The following is a 15,064-nucleotide window of genomic DNA, read 5'->3' as shown; positions in this document are numbered from 1 at the left end:
CCAGCGCGCTCCACACTGCGTACGGCATGCGCCGCCACCGTCCTCTCTCGGGGAGATCCGCCCCAATTTCTGCGAGGAGGCGAGACGGGTGAGTCTCCTGGCTGACGGCTCGAACGCCGGATCCCGGCCTTCCCACCCCGCAGGGCAGTGGCTTGAAGTTCGGGACCGGCTCGCCGATCACAGTGGCGGGACCGCGCCGGACTAACACCGGCTTCCTCATCCCCCGCTCGCCTTCCCCCCCATAATGCCACGCCCCCACCCCCCACCCCCAAGCCCCAGAACGAACCACATACCCGACACCCCTCCCCACGTCCCCCAAAGAAACCATCAGCGCAAGAGGCCCGCCCCTCCTCCGGCCCCCGAAGGACCTGTCGGCATCAGAGGCCATCGCGTGTATAGCGTCCCTCCCCGCAGTCCTCACAGGGTCCGTCGGCGTTGGAGGACATCGCGTGTGACGCGCCCCTCCCTGCGGCCCCCGCAGAGACCGTCGGCGTCAGAGCGCATCGCGTGTGACGCGTCCCTCCCGCGGTCGCCGCAGGAATCGTCGGCGTCAGAGGCCGCGCGTCTTTTCGTTCCCCGCAGTCCCGAAGGGACTGCGGGGTGAAGGGATCTTGTGTGTCGCGTCCCCTACGCCGCAGTCCTGCAGGGGCCGTCGATGTCCGAAGACATCGCGTGCCCCACGCCCTCCACAGTCCCACAGGGACATCGACGTTAGAGGGCACTGCGTGTGCCGCGCCCTCCGCGTTCCCGAAGGGACTGTCGGCGTCAGAGGGCACTGCGTATGCCGTGCCCTCCGGAGTCTCGACGGGACGTCGACGTTTAAGGGCGTCGAGCGTTTCGCGTTCTTCACCCGCAGTCCCGCAGGGACCGTCGGCGTCTGAGGGCCCGGGTCCTTCAGCCCGCAGGGGCCGTCGGTGTCAGAGGCCGCGCGTCCTTCACCCGCCGGGACCGTCGGCGTCAGAGGGCCCCGGGTCCTTCACCCCGCAGGGCCCGTCGGCGTGAGGGCGCGCGTGCCTTCACCCCGCAGTCCCGAAGGGACTGCGGGGTGGGTTTGGGGTAGTTGGGGTGGGTGTCAGTTGAGGGTGGCGCGGACGCGGCGGGCGGCGGTGACGAGGTTGCGCAGCGCCGCCTCGGTCTCGGGGTAGGCGCGGGTCTTCAGGCCGCAGTCCGGGTTGACCCACAGCCGGGCCGGGTCGACCGCCTGGAGCGCACGCCGGAGGTTCAGCTCGATCTCCTCGACCGACGGGACGCGCGGCGAGTGGATGTCGTAGACGCCGGGCCCGATCCCGTTCCGGTAGCCCGCCGCGCGCAGGTCGCCGACCAGCTCCATCCGGGAGCGGGCCGCCTCCACGCTGGTGACGTCGGCGTCGAGGTCGGCGATCGCGCCGATGATCTCGCCGAACTCCGCGTAGCACATGTGCGTGTGGATCTGCGTCGCGTCGGCCGCGCCCGACGTCGCGAGCCGGAACGCGCCGACCGCCCACTCGAGGTAGGCGGCGTGGTCGCGGGCGCGCAGCGGCAGCAGCTCGCGCAGCGCGGGCTCGTCCACCTGGACGACGCCGATACCGGCCGCCTCGAGGTCGCCGACCTCGTCGCGCAGCGCGAGCGCGACCTGCCGCGCGGTCTCGGCGAGCGGCTGGTCGTCCCGGACGAACGACCACGCCAGCATCGTCACCGGACCCGTCAGCATGCCCTTTATCGGGCGGTTCGTCAGCGACTGGGCGTATTCGGCCCACTCGACGGTCATGGGCTCGGGCCTCGACACGTCGCCGTGCAGGATCGGCGGGCGGACACAGCGCGTCCCGTACGACTGCACCCAGCCGTGGTCGGTCGCGGCGTACCCGTCGAGCCGCTCGGCGAAGTACTGGACCATGTCGTTGCGCTCGGGCTCGCCGTGGACGAGCACGTCGAGGCCGATCTCCTCCTGGAGGGCCACGACGGACGCTACCTCGTCGCGCATCGCCTGCTGGTAGGCGGCGTCGTCTATCCGTCCCGCCTTGTGCGCGGCGCGGGCCTTGCGGATCGCGTCGGTCTGCGGGAACGAGCCGATCGTCGTCGTCGCGAGCACCGGCAGGCCGAGCCTGGCGCGCTGGGCGGCGAACCGGGCGGCGCGGTCGCCGCGACGGGCGTCGCCGAGCGCGTCGAGACGGGCGCGGACCTCGTGGTTCGTCCCGGCCGCGTACGCCTCGAGCGAGACCGGGCGCGGGTCCTCGGCGGTGAGCATCGTGCGCAGCGCGACGACCTCGGCGACCTTCTGCCTGGCGAACGCCAGGCGGTCGCGGACGGCCTCGGGGAGGCCGGTCTCGGCGTCGAGGTCGACCGGGACGTGCAGCAGCGAGCACGACGTGCTCAGCTCCACGTGCCCCGCGAGGCCCAGCAGCACCGCGTAGGCGGCCTTGGCCTTGCGGGCGTCGGCGCGCCACACGTTGCGGCCGTCCACCACGCCCGCGACGATCGTGCGGCCGAGCAGCCCGCCGACCGACGCGACGACGTCGACGTTGCCGGGACCCGCGACGAGATCGAGCCCGAACGCCTCGACGCCGGTGGCGGCAAGGGCCTTCAGCGCCGCCGCGTCGATCGTGCCGAAGTACGTCGCGAGCAGGACACGCGGACGGCTCGGCTGCGAAGACAGCCGGTTGTAAGCGCGCTCTACCGCCGCGATGTCCTCGGCCGACAGATCGCCGACGAGGGCGGGCTCGTCCAGCTGCACCCACTGCGCGCCCGCACCCGCGAGCCGCTCAAGCAACTCGGCGTACACCTCGACGAGGCCGTCGAGCAGATCGAGCGGGCGGAAGCCGTCGGGGGAGCCTGGCGCGGCCTTGGCGAGCAGCAGGTAGGTGACGGGTCCGACGAGCGCAGGCCGGGTCTCGATACCGAGCGCCTTCGCCTCAAGGTACTCCGCGACGGGCTTGGCGGCCGCGCCCTCGGCAAGCCGGAACCTTGTGCCGGGGCCGATCTCAGGCACGATGTAGTGGTAGTTCGTGTCGAACCACTTCGTCATCTCCAGCGCCGGGACGTCCTGGACGCCGCGCGCCATCGCGAAGTACCGCTCGAGGCCGTCGAGGTCCCGGTACCTGTCGGGCACCGCGTCGACCATGACCGTCGTGTCAAGGACCTGGTCGTAGAAGGAGAAGGTGTTCGACGGGATCGTGTCGAGCCCCGCGTCGCGCAGCTCCGCCCACACGCCTGCGCGCAGGCCGCGCGCGGTGTGCTGGAGGGCGGCGGCGTCGATGCGGCCCGCCCAGTGGTCCTCGGTCGCGAACTTCAGCTCGCGTCCCGCCCCGATTCTGGGGTATCCGAGGATCGTCGTTCTCATGGCAGCTTCCCTCGCTGAGCCATAGCGCGGCTTTCGGGGAAGGCGAACGGAGCCCGTCGGAGGTGCGCGGGCGTCGTCCCCTGGCCCTCCCACGAGGCCGCGGACCACCGCGCGCCGGTCGGCGCGCGGGCGGAGGCAGGTCTTCGGACTCGTGGGCACCGCGTCTTCCGACGCGACCTACCGGCCGTCGCTTCCCAGGCCATGCGGCCCAGTGCTCTGTGACGGCTTCCGTTCCCACTCACCGCTGCGGGGCAGCCCCGGAATCACACCGGGTTCCCTCTTACGACACCCGACCGGCCGCCGGGTGAACCATCCGCGCCGCAACCTTATCCCGCCCCGGCGCTCATCCCTCACTCCGCATCCTCCACCAACCCACCCAAAACCCCCGGCCGTAGTTCACGGGCGAGCCGGTGCGTGAAATTTTTCCGGTGAATTTTTCGGGCGGAACGGGACTTTGTGGGATTTGGTGGAGAATGGTCTTTGGTAGTCTCTGGAATTGCTCGGCTGATTGTTCGGTGCGTGGTGAGGGTTTTCGCCCGTTTCGGGGGTAATTCATGGATGGTTCTGGATGGGTAAGGTCGCAAATGTTGTGGACTTGGGGTGCGGTGGTCGCTGTGGCGATGGTGTTCTGCGGGCTGTTCGCGGTTCCAGCGCAGGCCGCTCGGCAGGTGCGTTACGTGGCGCTCGGCGATTCCTTCGCTGCGGGCCCGGGGATTTCCCGCGAGCTCGACGCGAAGTGCGAGCGGTCGAGTCGCAATTACGCCCGCGTTCTCGCGCGGCGGATCGGAAATGTCGCACTCAAGGATGTGACGTGCAAGGGGGCGACGACCGACGCCGTGGCCCATCGGCAGAAAGCGGGGGTCGCGGCGCAGATCGACGCCGTCACCGCCGACACCGACCTTGTGACGCTCACGTTCGGCGGCAACGACATCGGATTCGGGGGGATCGTCCGCACCTGCGCGTTCGCCTCGTTCCTGCGCGGGTGCAAGCGGATCTTCACCACGGGCGGGGCCGACAGGATCGACGCGAAGATCGCCGCGACCGGGCCGAAGATCGACAAGGTGATCCAGCGGGTGCGCGCCAAAGCGCCACGCGCGGTGATCGTCGTCGTCGGGTACCCGAGGCTGCTGCCCGACACCGCGCGCTGCGGCCGGGCCGTCGCCGTCAAGCCAGAGGACATCCCCTACCTCGCCGCGAAGCAGCGGAGCCTGAACACGATGCTGGCCCGTCGTGCGGCGGCCGCCGGGGCGCTCGGCGTCGACCCATGGCTCGCCAGCACCGGCCACGACGCGTGCCGCTCGGCGGCCACTCGGTGGACGGAGCCGCTGCGCGAGCCGTCCGGCGCGGTGGCGATGCACCCGAACGCCAAGGGCATGGCCGCCGTCGCCACCCTGATCGAGGCGGCTCTGGCCCGCTTACCGCGGCCGCCCCCGGAAAATGTCAGAGGCGGCCCGTAGCGTGTGGGGCGCCCGGGACGGACCGGGCACGGGCGGTCACGGGGGCCGTGTGGGGAGAGTGAGGGACCATGCCTCTCGCGGATGAGCTGCTGGGTAGCCGGGAGGTCGCGGAGCTTGCCGCGGTGCTCGACAGGACGGGGCGGCGCGCCGCAGCCGAGGCGGTGCGCGGCGTCGCGCCGGGTATCGGCGCGCTGGCGCTGCGGGAACGCAGTGACGCGCTCACCCTCGCGCTGCTCGCCTCCCTGCCCGCAGGGCACGCGGGTATGCGCGAGAGCGCACGCGCCGCGCTGCGGGATCCGGCGTTCACCGGCTGGATGGTCTGGCCGGTCACCGAGGCTGTTGTTACGCGCGCGCTTGAGGAGGAGACCCCTGCGGCGTTCGACGAGGCGCTGACGCTGCTCATGGAGCTCACGCCTGTCTTCACCGGCGAGTTCGCGATCCGGCGGCTGCTGCGCGCCGACCTCGACCGCGCCCTGGCGATCGTCACCGGGTGGACGGACCATCCGGACGAGCACGTGCGGCGGCTCGCGTCGGAGGGGACGAGGCCACGGCTGCCCTGGGCCGTCCGGGTGCCGGAGATCCTGGCGCGTCCGCTGGCGACACGGGCCCTTCTCGACGCGCTCCACCATGACCCGTCGGAGTATGTGCGCAGGTCGGTCGCCAACCACGTCAACGACATCAGCCACGCCGACCCTGCGCTCGCCGTCGAGATCGCGGCGGGGTGGGATGCACTGTCGCCGTCGGGGGAGCACACGGCGCGGACGGTCAGGCACGCCCTGCGCACCGCGGTGAAGCGCGGACATCCCGGCGCGCTGACCCTTCTCGGCTTCACGCCCGACGTCCAGGTCACGGTCACCGGCCCGCGCCTGACCTCCCTTGAGGTCCCGGTCGGCTCCCACCTCGACTTCGCCTTCGAGGTCGCCAACACGGGGCAGTCCGCCGCCCGCCTGGTCATCGACTACGTCGTCCACTACCGCAAGGCCACGGGCCGCACCAACCCCAAGGTCTTCAAGCTCACCGCCTGCTCCCTGCCCCCCGGCGAACGCCTGACCTTCACCCGCCGCCACCCCCTCAAACCCCTGTCCACCCGCCCCCTCCACCCCGGCCCCCACTCCCTCACCCTCCAAATCAACGGCACCCCCCACAACCCCACCCCCTTCACCCTCACCCCACCCCCCCACCAGTAACCTTCCATCACCCCGCACCCCGCACCCCGCGCGCCCTGCGCCCACCCTGTGCTCCGCGCCCGCCCCCGTTCGTCCACGTGCGCCGCGTTCGCTCCCGGCCCGCCCCTACAGCCCGCGCCTGCGCCCTGTGGCCTCGTGCCCCCCGCCCCCCGCCTCGCGTCACTCCCGACCCTCGCGCCTCGTGCCTCGCGCCTCGCGCTGTGCGCGCCCTCTGTGCGTTGCGCTCCGCGCCCCGCGCCCACCCTGCGCTCCGCGCCCGCCCCGGTTCGGCCACGTGCCCCGCGTCTTGCACCCGACCGGCCCCGCGACCCCGCGCCTGCGCCCCGTGGCCTTCGCCCCCCGGCTCCCGCCACACCTGACCCCTGCGCCTACCCGGCGCCTCCCGCCTCGCGCCTCGGGCTGTGCGCCCTCTGCGCTGTGGGCACTGTGCGCGCTGTACTCTGCGCTGTTTCTCTAAGCTGTGCGCGTTGCGCGTTGCGCGTTGCGCGTTGCGCGTTGCGCGTTGCGCGCGCTCTGCGCTGTGCGCGCTGTGCGCGTTGGGGTCTGCGCCCTGCGTTGTGCACTCTGCGCGCTGTGCTGTGCGCGCGCTCTGCGCGTTGCGCACTCTGTGCGTTATGGGTGGGGGTGGGTGGGTTAGGGGTGGGTGGGGGTGGTGGGGGGGAAGAGGTGGGTGCGCCAGGTGGTGAGGGTTTGGGTGGTGTTGTGGTTGTCGGGGTGGAAGGTGGGGTGGTGGTAGGCGCGGATGCGGGTGCGGATTTCGGGGGTGAGGAAGGGGGAGTGGCGGAGGGCGCGCAGGGAGCGGAGGAGGCGGCGGGGGTTGTAGGTGGCGGGGTCGGTGAGGAGGGAGAGGAGGGTGAAGAGGATCGTTACGGTGAAGAGGCCGACGGAGGCTTCGATCATGGTGCGGCGGCGCATGCGCTCCGAGCCGCCGACGGCGCGGTAGACGTCGAAGGCGACGGCCTTGTGCTCGGCCTCCTCGAGGGCGTGCCAGAGCAGAATGTCGCGGACCTTGGACTCGCCGAGCAGCGCCTGCGCGCGCGGGTCGGTGAGCAGGCACTCGGCGAGCGTCGCGGTGTAGTGCTCGAGGGCCGCGGTGTGGCCGAGGGCGACGCGCGGCGGCAGGAACCGGGTGCTGAGGGCCATCGTGCGCTTGACGAACGCGTCGACCCAGTGGGTCGGGTAGCCCATCTTGCGCAGCGCCTGGTTGAGCGCGTCGTGCTCGCGTCCGTGCACGACCTCCTGCCCGATGAACACCTTCACCTGACGCTTCAGCTCCGGGTCGGTGATCCGGTCCGAGTAGTGCTGGACTGACCGGATGAAGAAGTCCTCGCCCGGCGGGAACGTCGCCGACAGGACCGCGACCACATGGCTCATGACGAGGTCGCCCTCACCGTCCTCGCCGACGACGTAGTGGCGGCGCAACGAGCCCTCGGGGTGGGTGAAGCGGACGCGGCGCACCTGCATGGTCCGCTTGGGGGTGGGTCGCGCGGTCGGGACGGTCATGGGGGCCTCGTCTCGTAGCCGTGGTCCTCCGGGAGCGCAGGACCTGACGCACTCCCTTGTTGGAGATTCCGTCTAATAATGGGCGGATGAAACAAGCGGCGTCAAGACGTAACGCCCGCCCCCGCCGTCCACGGCAGGGGCGGGCGGACGGGACGGCGTCAGGCGGCGGTGAAGGAGACGGACGTCCCGTGGTGCTTCGGCGATTCGAGTTCGTCAAGGAGCGCGAGGGCGAAGTCGGCGTAGGTGATCAGGCTCTCCGCCGACGAGTGCGGGGCGACGCGGTACCGGCCGGTGGACGCCCCGGTGTGGTCGAAGTCCCCGGCGGGCGCGGCGTAGACCCAGTCGAGGTCCGACTTCTCGAGCTCGGCGAGGCCGGCCGCGTGCCCGAGGAAGAAGGCCCGGTACTCGCTCGGGTATCCGGGCTCGTCCATCAGCGGCACGCCCAACGCCCCGGGCAGCACCGAGGAGAGCCCGACCGCGACGAGCCGTCCGACGCCCGCGCCCGCGAGGCCGTCGGCGAGGGCGCGGGAGGCGGACGTGAAGAACGCGTGCGGGTCGGCGGTGACTTCGGCGGCCGCGTTGACCGCCGCCTCCTGACCCGCCGCCGCGGCCGCCACGCTCGCCGCGTCGGTGACGTCCCCGGCGACGACCCGCGCGCCGTCGAGCTCACCCGCGTATTTGGCCGGGTCCCGCACGACCGCCGTCACCCGGTGACCGCGCCGCAGCGCCTCCGCGACGACCCGCCGCCCCGCCCTGCCGCCCGCTCCGAAGACCACGAGGTCCATGTCCGATTCCGCCCTTCCGCGAGGGTCGACGCCCACGCGCCGACCGGTCCCCGGACGCTAACCGGCGCCCCGGTATCCCCCCGGATACCGGTTATCGTGGGCGCATGCGCCAGCCACTCCCGGCCGATCTGTTCGACGAGCTCTGCCCGTCCTCCCTCACCCCGATCAGGTTCGGCGACAAGTGGGCGGCCCTCGTCCTGCGCTGTCTTGAGGACGGCCCGCGCCGCTACTCGGAACTGCGCGTCCCGCTGCGCCGGGTGACGCCGAAGGCGCTCACCCACTCGCTCCGCTCCCTGGAACGCGACGGCTTCGTCACCCGCACGGTCCTGCCCGGCCCGTCCCCGCACGTCGAATACGCCCTCACGCCCCTGGGCCGCTCCCTCCTCGAGCCCCTCGCCGCCGCCTGCCGCTGGGCCGCGGAGCACTTTGACGAACTCCTCGACGCCCGCGAGTCCTACGAGACCGCCCACCACCCCTGACAACCACCCGTGTCAGGGGTGCTCGCTGTCGATGAGGGAGGTGAGGAGGGTGAAGGAGTCGTGGGCGGCCACGGCCGCGACGGCTCGGGCGACGCCCGTGCGCGACACCTCGCGCGGCTGCATGCGCTCCCCGGCCTCGGCGGTGCAGACCGCCGCGAGGTACGCCTCGGTGACCGCCGCGCGGTACAGCGTCCACTGCTCGTCGGCGTTGACGGCGACGCCAAGCGCGCTGAGACGCGCCGCGTACCGCTCCACAAGGGAACGTTCGATCTTGCGGAGCAGATCGGGTTCGACCGACGACGTCGCGAAGTAGGCGACGTCGCGTATCCCCGGCCCCGCCATCGCGACCTGCCAGTCGAGGAACCCCGGCGCGCGCCCTTCGAAGAACAGGTTCCCCAGATGCGGGTCGCCGTGCAGGAGGGTCTGCGGCCGGGCCGCCCAGAACGCGTCGATGTCGGCGCTGCGCCGGTAGAAGACGCGGCACTGGAGCTTCATCGTCTCCGGGACGAGGTCGGCGGCGTGCCCGTCGATGTTCTCCAGGAAGCGGCGGCGGATCATGTCGCCGAGCCGCAGCGCGCCGGGCGAGCGCTGGGCGAGCGGCGCGAGGTCGGTCTTGAAGCGGTCGGTGCCCCAGTACGCGGCGTGCAGGCCGGCGAACGCGTCGATGACGGCCTCGGCCTCCTCCCGGCTCACCGAGTCGACGACCGTGCGGAACGTGGCGGTCTCCGTCAGGTCCTCGAGGACGAGCACCGAGCGCCGCCCGGCCTTGTCGGCCTTGGCCGCGTGGCACCGGGGCACCCGGACGGGCGGGGCCTCGCCCAGCGCGCGGTACGCGTGGATCTCGCGGATGCCCAGGTCGAACAGGTTCATGAGCACGTGCTGGAGGTAGTCGCGCGGCGGGAGCTTGAGGAACAGGTGGTCCGGCAGCTCCTCGCCCTCGGACTCGACGGCCAGGCGGACGCGCGCGGCGGTCCCGGAGTGCTCGTCCACGACGCGCACCGCGGTGATCGTGCCGGGCGCGAGGCCGAGCGCGTCGCTCAGCCACCGCTCGGTGATCCCGCCGACGTGCAGCGGCACCGCGCCGCCGGGCGTCGCGCGGTCGAGTCCCGCGCGGATCGCCTCCTTGACGGCGAGGCCGAGGCCGGACGCGGTGACGAGGAACTGTGCGGTCATGGGGGCCTCCTTCGAGAGCCCCCGGATCAAACCACGCCGAAGATCCAGAGAGCCGGACTTCCCGGGCGCTGACCGATGTAGGCCGAATGTCCGGGAAGCCGGGCGGCGTCAGCGCGCTTCGAGCCCGCGCAGGCTCGCCGCGACGAACTCCGCGACGAGCCCGGCACGAATCGCCTTCGACCCGCGGAACGTCGTGAGCAGGGCATACAGCCCGAGGAAGAAGAAGTAGCCGCTGTGCGCCGGGTCGGCCTCCTGACGCACCTCGCCGCGTTCCCTGGCCCGCGCGATCTCCCCGATGACCAGCACCATCACCGGGTGCTCGGCCCAGTCGTCGGTGTCGGGGCGCGTGGGGGAGAAGTAGAGGGCGAGCACCTCACGGAACAGCGCCTTGCCGACCCTGCGCTCGGTCGCCAGGACGAGCCGGACGATCTCCCCGAACACCTCACCAAGGTCGTGCGGGACGGCGAGGAAGCGGACGAGCCCGTCGGCGACCCGCCGCTCCTCACGCCGGACGACCTCGGCGACCACGTGTTCCTTGGTCGGGAAGTGGAAGTAGAACGTGCCGCGCGCCACCCCCGCCGCGGCCGCGATCGCGCCGATGTCGGCGGCCGTGACCCCCGCCTTGCGGAACTCCGCGACCGCCGCGTCGAACACCCGCTGACGTGTCTCGATCCGCTGCGCGTCACGTCGCGACGTCCCCTCGCCGAGCACCGCAAACCACCGCCCTCCAGCCCGCAATCGGCCGATGATCGTCAATGACGTTTGTCAATGACACATGTCGATCATACCCGGAGGGGCCCTTGACCGGCTCGGAAACCCGGTGGTACACACCTTGGACGAGCATGCTGAGCAATCGCCCAGCATGCTCGGGGGCCACGGACCCCGAGGTTCCTGAGGCGAGCCATGGAGGGAATGACGGTGGGCACTGCAGACCCGATCAGCTGGGACCCCTACGACCCGGTCATCGGCAAGGACCCCTACCCGGTCTACCGGCGCCTGCGCGACGAGGCTCCGCTCTACTACAACGCGACCCACGACTTCTACGCGGTCAGCCGCTACGCCGACCTCGACCGGGGCCTGCCGGACTGGCAGACGTTCTCCTCGGCGCGGGGCAACATCCTCGAACTGATCAAATCGGGCATCGAGATCCCGCCGGGCACCCTGATCTTCGAGGACCCCGACGCGCACGGCATCCACCGCAGGCTGCTCACCCGCATGTTCACCCCGCGCCGGATAGGCGCGCTCGAGCCGATGGTCCGCGACTACTGCCGCCGTACCCTCGACCCGCTCGTCGGCTCCGACGGGTTCGACCTCGTCGCCGCCGTCGGCGCGGAACTGCCCATGCGCGTCATCAGCGCGCTCCTCGGCATCCCCGAGGAGGACCAGGAGTCCATCCGCGACTCCGCCGACAGGTTCCTCACCACCGAGGACGGCGGCCAGATGGACTTCAGCGGTGGCGCGGTCATGGACCTCGAGCAGCTCGGCGACTACGTCGACTGGCGGGCCGCGCACCCGTCGGACGACCTGGTGACCGAACTGCTCACCGCCGAGTTCGAGGACGAGCAGGGCGTCCGGCGCACCCTCAGCCGCGACGAGGTCGTCACCTACATGACGGTCGTCGCGGGCGCGGGCAACGAGACGACGGGACGGCTCATCGGCTGGATCGGGTCCCTGCTCGCCCAGCATCCCGACCAGCGCCGCGACCTCGTCGCCGACCCGTCGCTCATCCCGAACGCGGTCGAGGAGGTGCTGCGGTACGAGCCGGCGGGCCACGCGGTCGCCCGGGCCGTCATGACCGACGTGGAGTTCCACGGGCGGACGATCCCGGCCGGCAACGCGCTGCTGTTCCTCGTCGCCGCCGCGAACCGGGACGAACGCCGCTATCCCGACCCCGACCGCTTCGACGTCCGCCGCAAGATCCGACACCAGATGACGTTCGGATACGGCATCCACTACTGCCTCGGGGCAGCCCTGGCCCGGCTCGAGGGCAGGGTGGCGATGGAGGAGATCCTGAAGCGCTTTCCCGAGTGGGACGTCGACTGGGACAAGGCGAACCTCGCCTCGACCTCGACGGTCCGGGGCTGGGAGTCGCTTCCCCTCGTCATCCCGTAGCCCAGGGCCCGGCCGGGAAAGGTCGGGCTTGACGGCTTGTTCCCGGGATGGGCATGATGCCGCGCGCGGATTCTCGACCGGCGGGCGCTGACGCTCGACCGCGCCGACCTGCGCGACGACCCCGCCCCCTGCCCGAGGAGCCGCAGTGCCGTTCTGGACCGCCGAGCACGAGCTGTTGCGCGACACCGCGCGTCGGTTCACCGAACGCGAGATCGTCCCCCACCTCGCCGCCTGGGAGGAGGCGGGGGAGGTGCCCCGCGCGCTGCACGTCTCGGCGGCCGAGCACGGGCTCCTGGGGCTCGGCATCCCCGAGGACAAGGGCGGCGAGGGCGGCACGCTGCTGGACGGCATCGCCGCGCAGGAGGCGATGTTCGACGCCGGAATGTCCAGCGGCCTCGCCGCCGCGCTGTTCACCCACGGGATCGCCCTCCCGCACATCGTCGCGCGCGGCGGCGACCATCTCATTGACCGTTATGTCCGGCCGACGCTCGCGGGCGAGCTGATCGGCGCGCTCGGCATCACCGAGCCGGGCGGCGGCAGCGACGTCGGCGCGCTGCGCACGACGGCGGTCCGTGACGGCGACGCGTACGTGGTGAACGGCGCGAAGACGTTCATCACCAGCGGCGTCCGGGCCGACTTCATCACGACCGCCGTCCGGACGGGCGGGCCGGGGTCGGGCGGGATCAGCCTGCTCGTCATCGACAAGGACACGCCCGGCCTGACCGTCGACCGCGCGCTGGCGAAGATGGGCTGGCACTGCTCCGACACCGCCGAGCTGTCCTTCGTTGACGTGCGCGTCCCGGTCTCCCGGCTCGTCGGCGAGGAGAACGCGGGCTTCGCCTACATCGCCGAGCAGTTCGTGGTGGAACGTCTGGGTCTGGCGGTCCACGCGTACGGGATCGCGTCCCGGTCGCTCGCCCTCACCGTCGCGTACTGCCGCGACCGCGCGACGTTCGGCGCGCCGCTCGTGGCCCGTCAGGTCGTCCGGCACAAGCTCGTGGAGATGCGCAGGCAGGTCGAGGTCGCGCGGACCTACACCCGCGCGGTCGCCGAACGCTACGTCGCCGACGGGCTCAGCGCCGACGTCATCGCCGAGGCGTGCCTTGCCAAGCAGACGGCCGTGGAGTGCGCCACGCACGTCTGCGACGAGGCCGTCCAGCTGCACGGCGGCACGGGCTACATGCACGGCGTCGAAGTCGAACGCCACTACCGCGACGCCCGGCTCCTCCCGATCGGCGGCGGCGCGACCGAGGTCCTCACCGACCTCGCCGCCAAACTCCTCGGCTACACCCCCTGACCGACCGCGCCCCGCAGCGCGCTTGAGCTCCCGGCACCGCGTTGTCCCTGCGGGACAGCGCCGGGTCGCGTCCACCGGCCCGCGTTACGGGCACCTGGTTGTTTGTCGGGCAGGAAAGCACCGGCCCGCGTTACGGACACCTGGTTGTTCGTCGGGCCGGAACGCGGGCCGGGCCGCGTGTACCGGCCCTCGTTGCGGACACCCGGTTGTTCGTCGGGCCAGGCGCGTCCACTGGCCCGCGTTACGGACACCCGGCTGTTCGTCGGGGCCAGTCCACCGGCGCGTGTTTCGGAGGCCGGTTGTTCGTCGGGCCCGGAAGCGCGCTTGCGGCCCGGCCGCTGCCCCTTCTGGGCCGGGCGTCCGCGTTGTGGGCCGCGTCCACCGGCCGGGTGGGATCGTAGAGGGCGGTTACTCAGGGTAAGGATTCCTGCGGAAGGTGTGCGCTGTGTAGCCGTGGGGGTCCCTTGAGTGTGCGGTCCGATGCCGACGCCGTCGCCGCGCCGTCCGCCGCGGGGAGGGCGGGGTTCGGGTTCGTCGGGCCGCTGGTGCTCGCGCAGTTCGGCGTGTACCTGGCGTTCGTGACGCCGTTGGCGATCTCGCTGTCGATAAGGATCGCGCAGCTCGCGCCGGGCAAGGTGGAGTATCTGGGATACGTCACCGGGGGCGGCGCGCTGGTGTCGGTGCTGGGCGGGCCCCTGCTCGGGGCGTTGAGCGACAGGACCCGTTGCCGGTACGGGCGGCGGCGTCCCTATGTCGTCGGCGGGGCGGTGGTCGGCGTCGCGGGGCTCGCGGTGATGGCGGTCGCGCCGACCGTCGCGGTGCTCGGGGCCGGGTGGGTGCTGGCGACGCTCGGGTGGCAGCAGGCGCTCACCAAGCTCGTGGTGGTCCAGGCCGACCTGCTGCCGCCGGAGCGGCGCGGGCGCGTCGCGGGACTCGGCGGGTTCGCGACGATGGCCGCGCCCTTCCTCGGCGTCTCGCTCGCGGGCGCGCTGAAGGGCGACGCGCTCCTTCTGCTGCTCGTACCCGGCGCGATAGGCGCGGCGGCGGTACTGCTGTTCGCGGTGACCTGCGGGGAGCCCGACAGCCGAGGACTTCCCCCCGCGCCGCCGCTTACCGTCCGCACCCTTCTGCGCTCGTACGTGTGGGACGTACGCCGTCACCGGGACTTCTCCCTTGTCTGGCTCGGCAGGTTCGCGTTCTACTTCGGCCTCACCCTCGTCACCACCTTCACCGCGTTCTTCTTCGCCGCGCGGCTTGACGTGCCCGTCGCGGAGGCGGCCGGGACCCTCGCCGCGCTGGCGGGCGCGGGCGCGGCGGCGACGGCGGCGGGATCGCTCGGTGGCGGCTTTCTGTCGGACAGGCTGCGCCGCCGTCGCGTCTTCGTCCTGCTGTCCGGCGTGCTCTACGCGGCGGGGGCCTGCACGATGGCACTCTCCGACGGGCTCGCCCCGCTCGTCGCGGGATCGCTGGTCTGCTCGGTCGGCCTCGGCATGTTCTCGGCGGTCGACCAGGCCCTCGCCCTCGACGTGCTGCCCGAGCGCGCCACCGAGGCGGGCCGTTACACCGCGGTCCTCCAGTTCGCGACGTCGGTCCCGCACTCGGCGGCCCCTGCCGTCGCGCCCCTGCTGCTGAACGTCGCGGTCCACGGGCAGGACAAGAACTTCACGCTGCTCTACCTCGTGGCCGCCGCCTCGACCCTCGCGGGCGGGCTCGTCGCGCTGCGCGTCCGCGCCGCCCCCTGAGCCCCGCCGGACA

11 protein-coding genes and 2 riboswitches are annotated in these 15,064 nt (G+C 72.1%); of the genes, 6 read left to right on the top strand and 5 right to left on the bottom strand.

Features of this window, described 5'->3' with window-relative positions:
* Positions 1-90 precede the first annotated feature (90 nt).
* Positions 91-220, bottom strand: a riboswitch (cobalamin riboswitch).
* Positions 221-1,072: 852 nt separating this feature from the next.
* Entirely contained in the window at positions 1,073-3,316 is a 2,244-nt protein-coding gene (metE, locus tag R9X44_RS20825) for a 5-methyltetrahydropteroyltriglutamate--homocysteine S-methyltransferase (protein ID WP_319815895.1), read from the bottom strand.
* Between the two features lie 116 nt (positions 3,317-3,432).
* A riboswitch (cobalamin riboswitch) is annotated at positions 3,433-3,645 on the bottom strand.
* A gap of 225 nt (positions 3,646-3,870) precedes the next feature.
* On the opposite strand from metE, the gene R9X44_RS20820 reads away from it, so the two are divergent.
* The gene (locus R9X44_RS20820; RefSeq protein ID WP_319815894.1) at positions 3,871-4,773 is read left to right on the top strand and encodes an SGNH/GDSL hydrolase family protein; all 903 of its coding nucleotides are present in this window, start codon (positions 3,871-3,873) and stop codon (positions 4,771-4,773) included.
* Positions 4,774-4,841: 68 nt separating this feature from the next.
* The gene (locus R9X44_RS20815; RefSeq protein WP_319815893.1) at positions 4,842-5,960 is read left to right on the top strand and encodes a DNA alkylation repair protein; all 1,119 of its coding nucleotides are present in this window, start codon (positions 4,842-4,844) and stop codon (positions 5,958-5,960) included.
* A gap of 633 nt (positions 5,961-6,593) precedes the next feature.
* Here the strand turns inward: R9X44_RS20815 and R9X44_RS20810 are convergent.
* Together R9X44_RS20810 and R9X44_RS20805 are read right to left on the bottom strand one after the other, a co-directional pair.
* Positions 6,594-7,463, bottom strand: coding sequence for a metal-dependent hydrolase (locus R9X44_RS20810; RefSeq protein WP_319815892.1), 870 nt, complete (start codon positions 7,461-7,463; stop codon positions 6,594-6,596).
* Between the two features lie 158 nt (positions 7,464-7,621).
* Positions 7,622-8,248: an NAD(P)-dependent oxidoreductase gene (locus R9X44_RS20805; RefSeq protein ID WP_319815891.1), complete on the bottom strand. Its 627-nt coding sequence runs from the start codon at positions 8,246-8,248 to the stop codon at positions 7,622-7,624.
* 104 nt (positions 8,249-8,352) lie between these two features.
* Between R9X44_RS20805 and R9X44_RS20800 the strand changes: the two genes are divergently transcribed.
* Positions 8,353-8,727, top strand: coding sequence for a helix-turn-helix domain-containing protein (locus R9X44_RS20800; RefSeq protein ID WP_319815890.1), 375 nt, complete (start codon positions 8,353-8,355; stop codon positions 8,725-8,727).
* 12 nt (positions 8,728-8,739) lie between these two features.
* On the opposite strand, the gene R9X44_RS20795 is transcribed toward R9X44_RS20800, so the two are convergent.
* Entirely contained in the window at positions 8,740-9,900 is a 1,161-nt protein-coding gene (locus R9X44_RS20795; RefSeq protein ID WP_319815889.1) for a phosphotransferase family protein, read from the bottom strand.
* Between the two features lie 108 nt (positions 9,901-10,008).
* Entirely contained in the window at positions 10,009-10,611 is a 603-nt protein-coding gene (locus tag R9X44_RS20790) for a TetR family transcriptional regulator (RefSeq protein WP_319815888.1), read from the bottom strand.
* A gap of 207 nt (positions 10,612-10,818) precedes the next feature.
* Here R9X44_RS20790 and R9X44_RS20785 point away from each other — a divergent pair, with 207 nt between their 5' ends.
* The 3 genes from R9X44_RS20785 (at position 10,819) to R9X44_RS20775 (ending at position 15,051) form a co-directional block, all read left to right on the top strand.
* Positions 10,819-12,012, top strand: coding sequence for a cytochrome P450 (locus R9X44_RS20785; protein ID WP_319815887.1), 1,194 nt, complete (start codon positions 10,819-10,821; stop codon positions 12,010-12,012).
* A 145-nt stretch (positions 12,013-12,157) separates the two neighbouring features.
* Positions 12,158-13,309: an acyl-CoA dehydrogenase family protein gene (locus tag R9X44_RS20780; protein WP_319815886.1), complete on the top strand. Its 1,152-nt coding sequence runs from the start codon at positions 12,158-12,160 to the stop codon at positions 13,307-13,309.
* A gap of 470 nt (positions 13,310-13,779) precedes the next feature.
* Positions 13,780-15,051: an MFS transporter gene (locus tag R9X44_RS20775; RefSeq protein WP_319815885.1), complete on the top strand. Its 1,272-nt coding sequence runs from the start codon at positions 13,780-13,782 to the stop codon at positions 15,049-15,051.
* The last annotated feature ends 13 nt before the right edge of the window (positions 15,052-15,064 follow it).

The sequence above is a fragment of the Actinocorallia sp. A-T 12471 genome (genome assembly GCF_033875155.1).
GTDB lineage: Bacteria > Actinomycetota > Actinomycetes > Streptosporangiales > Streptosporangiaceae > Actinocorallia.
The sequence above is the reverse complement of the archived record's forward strand: the minus strand, read 5'-3'. Positions and strand labels throughout refer to the sequence as shown.

Excerpts from the sequence above, each read along its gene's own strand:
- R9X44_RS20815 (WP_319815893.1), top strand. The coding sequence starts at position 4,842 with ATGCCTCTCGCGGATGAGCTGCTGGGTAGCCGGGAGGTCGCGGAGCTT.
- R9X44_RS20820 (WP_319815894.1), top strand. The coding sequence starts at position 3,871 with ATGGATGGTTCTGGATGGGTAAGGTCGCAAATGTTGTGGACTTGGGGT.
- R9X44_RS20800 (WP_319815890.1), top strand. The coding sequence starts at position 8,353 with ATGCGCCAGCCACTCCCGGCCGATCTGTTCGACGAGCTCTGCCCGTCC.
- R9X44_RS20810 (WP_319815892.1), bottom strand. The coding sequence starts at position 7,463 with ATGACCGTCCCGACCGCGCGACCCACCCCCAAGCGGACCATGCAGGTG.
- R9X44_RS20795 (WP_319815889.1), bottom strand. The coding sequence starts at position 9,900 with ATGACCGCACAGTTCCTCGTCACCGCGTCCGGCCTCGGCCTCGCCGTC.
- R9X44_RS20805 (WP_319815891.1), bottom strand. The coding sequence starts at position 8,248 with ATGGACCTCGTGGTCTTCGGAGCGGGCGGCAGGGCGGGGCGGCGGGTC.
- metE (WP_319815895.1), bottom strand. The coding sequence starts at position 3,316 with ATGAGAACGACGATCCTCGGATACCCCAGAATCGGGGCGGGACGCGAG.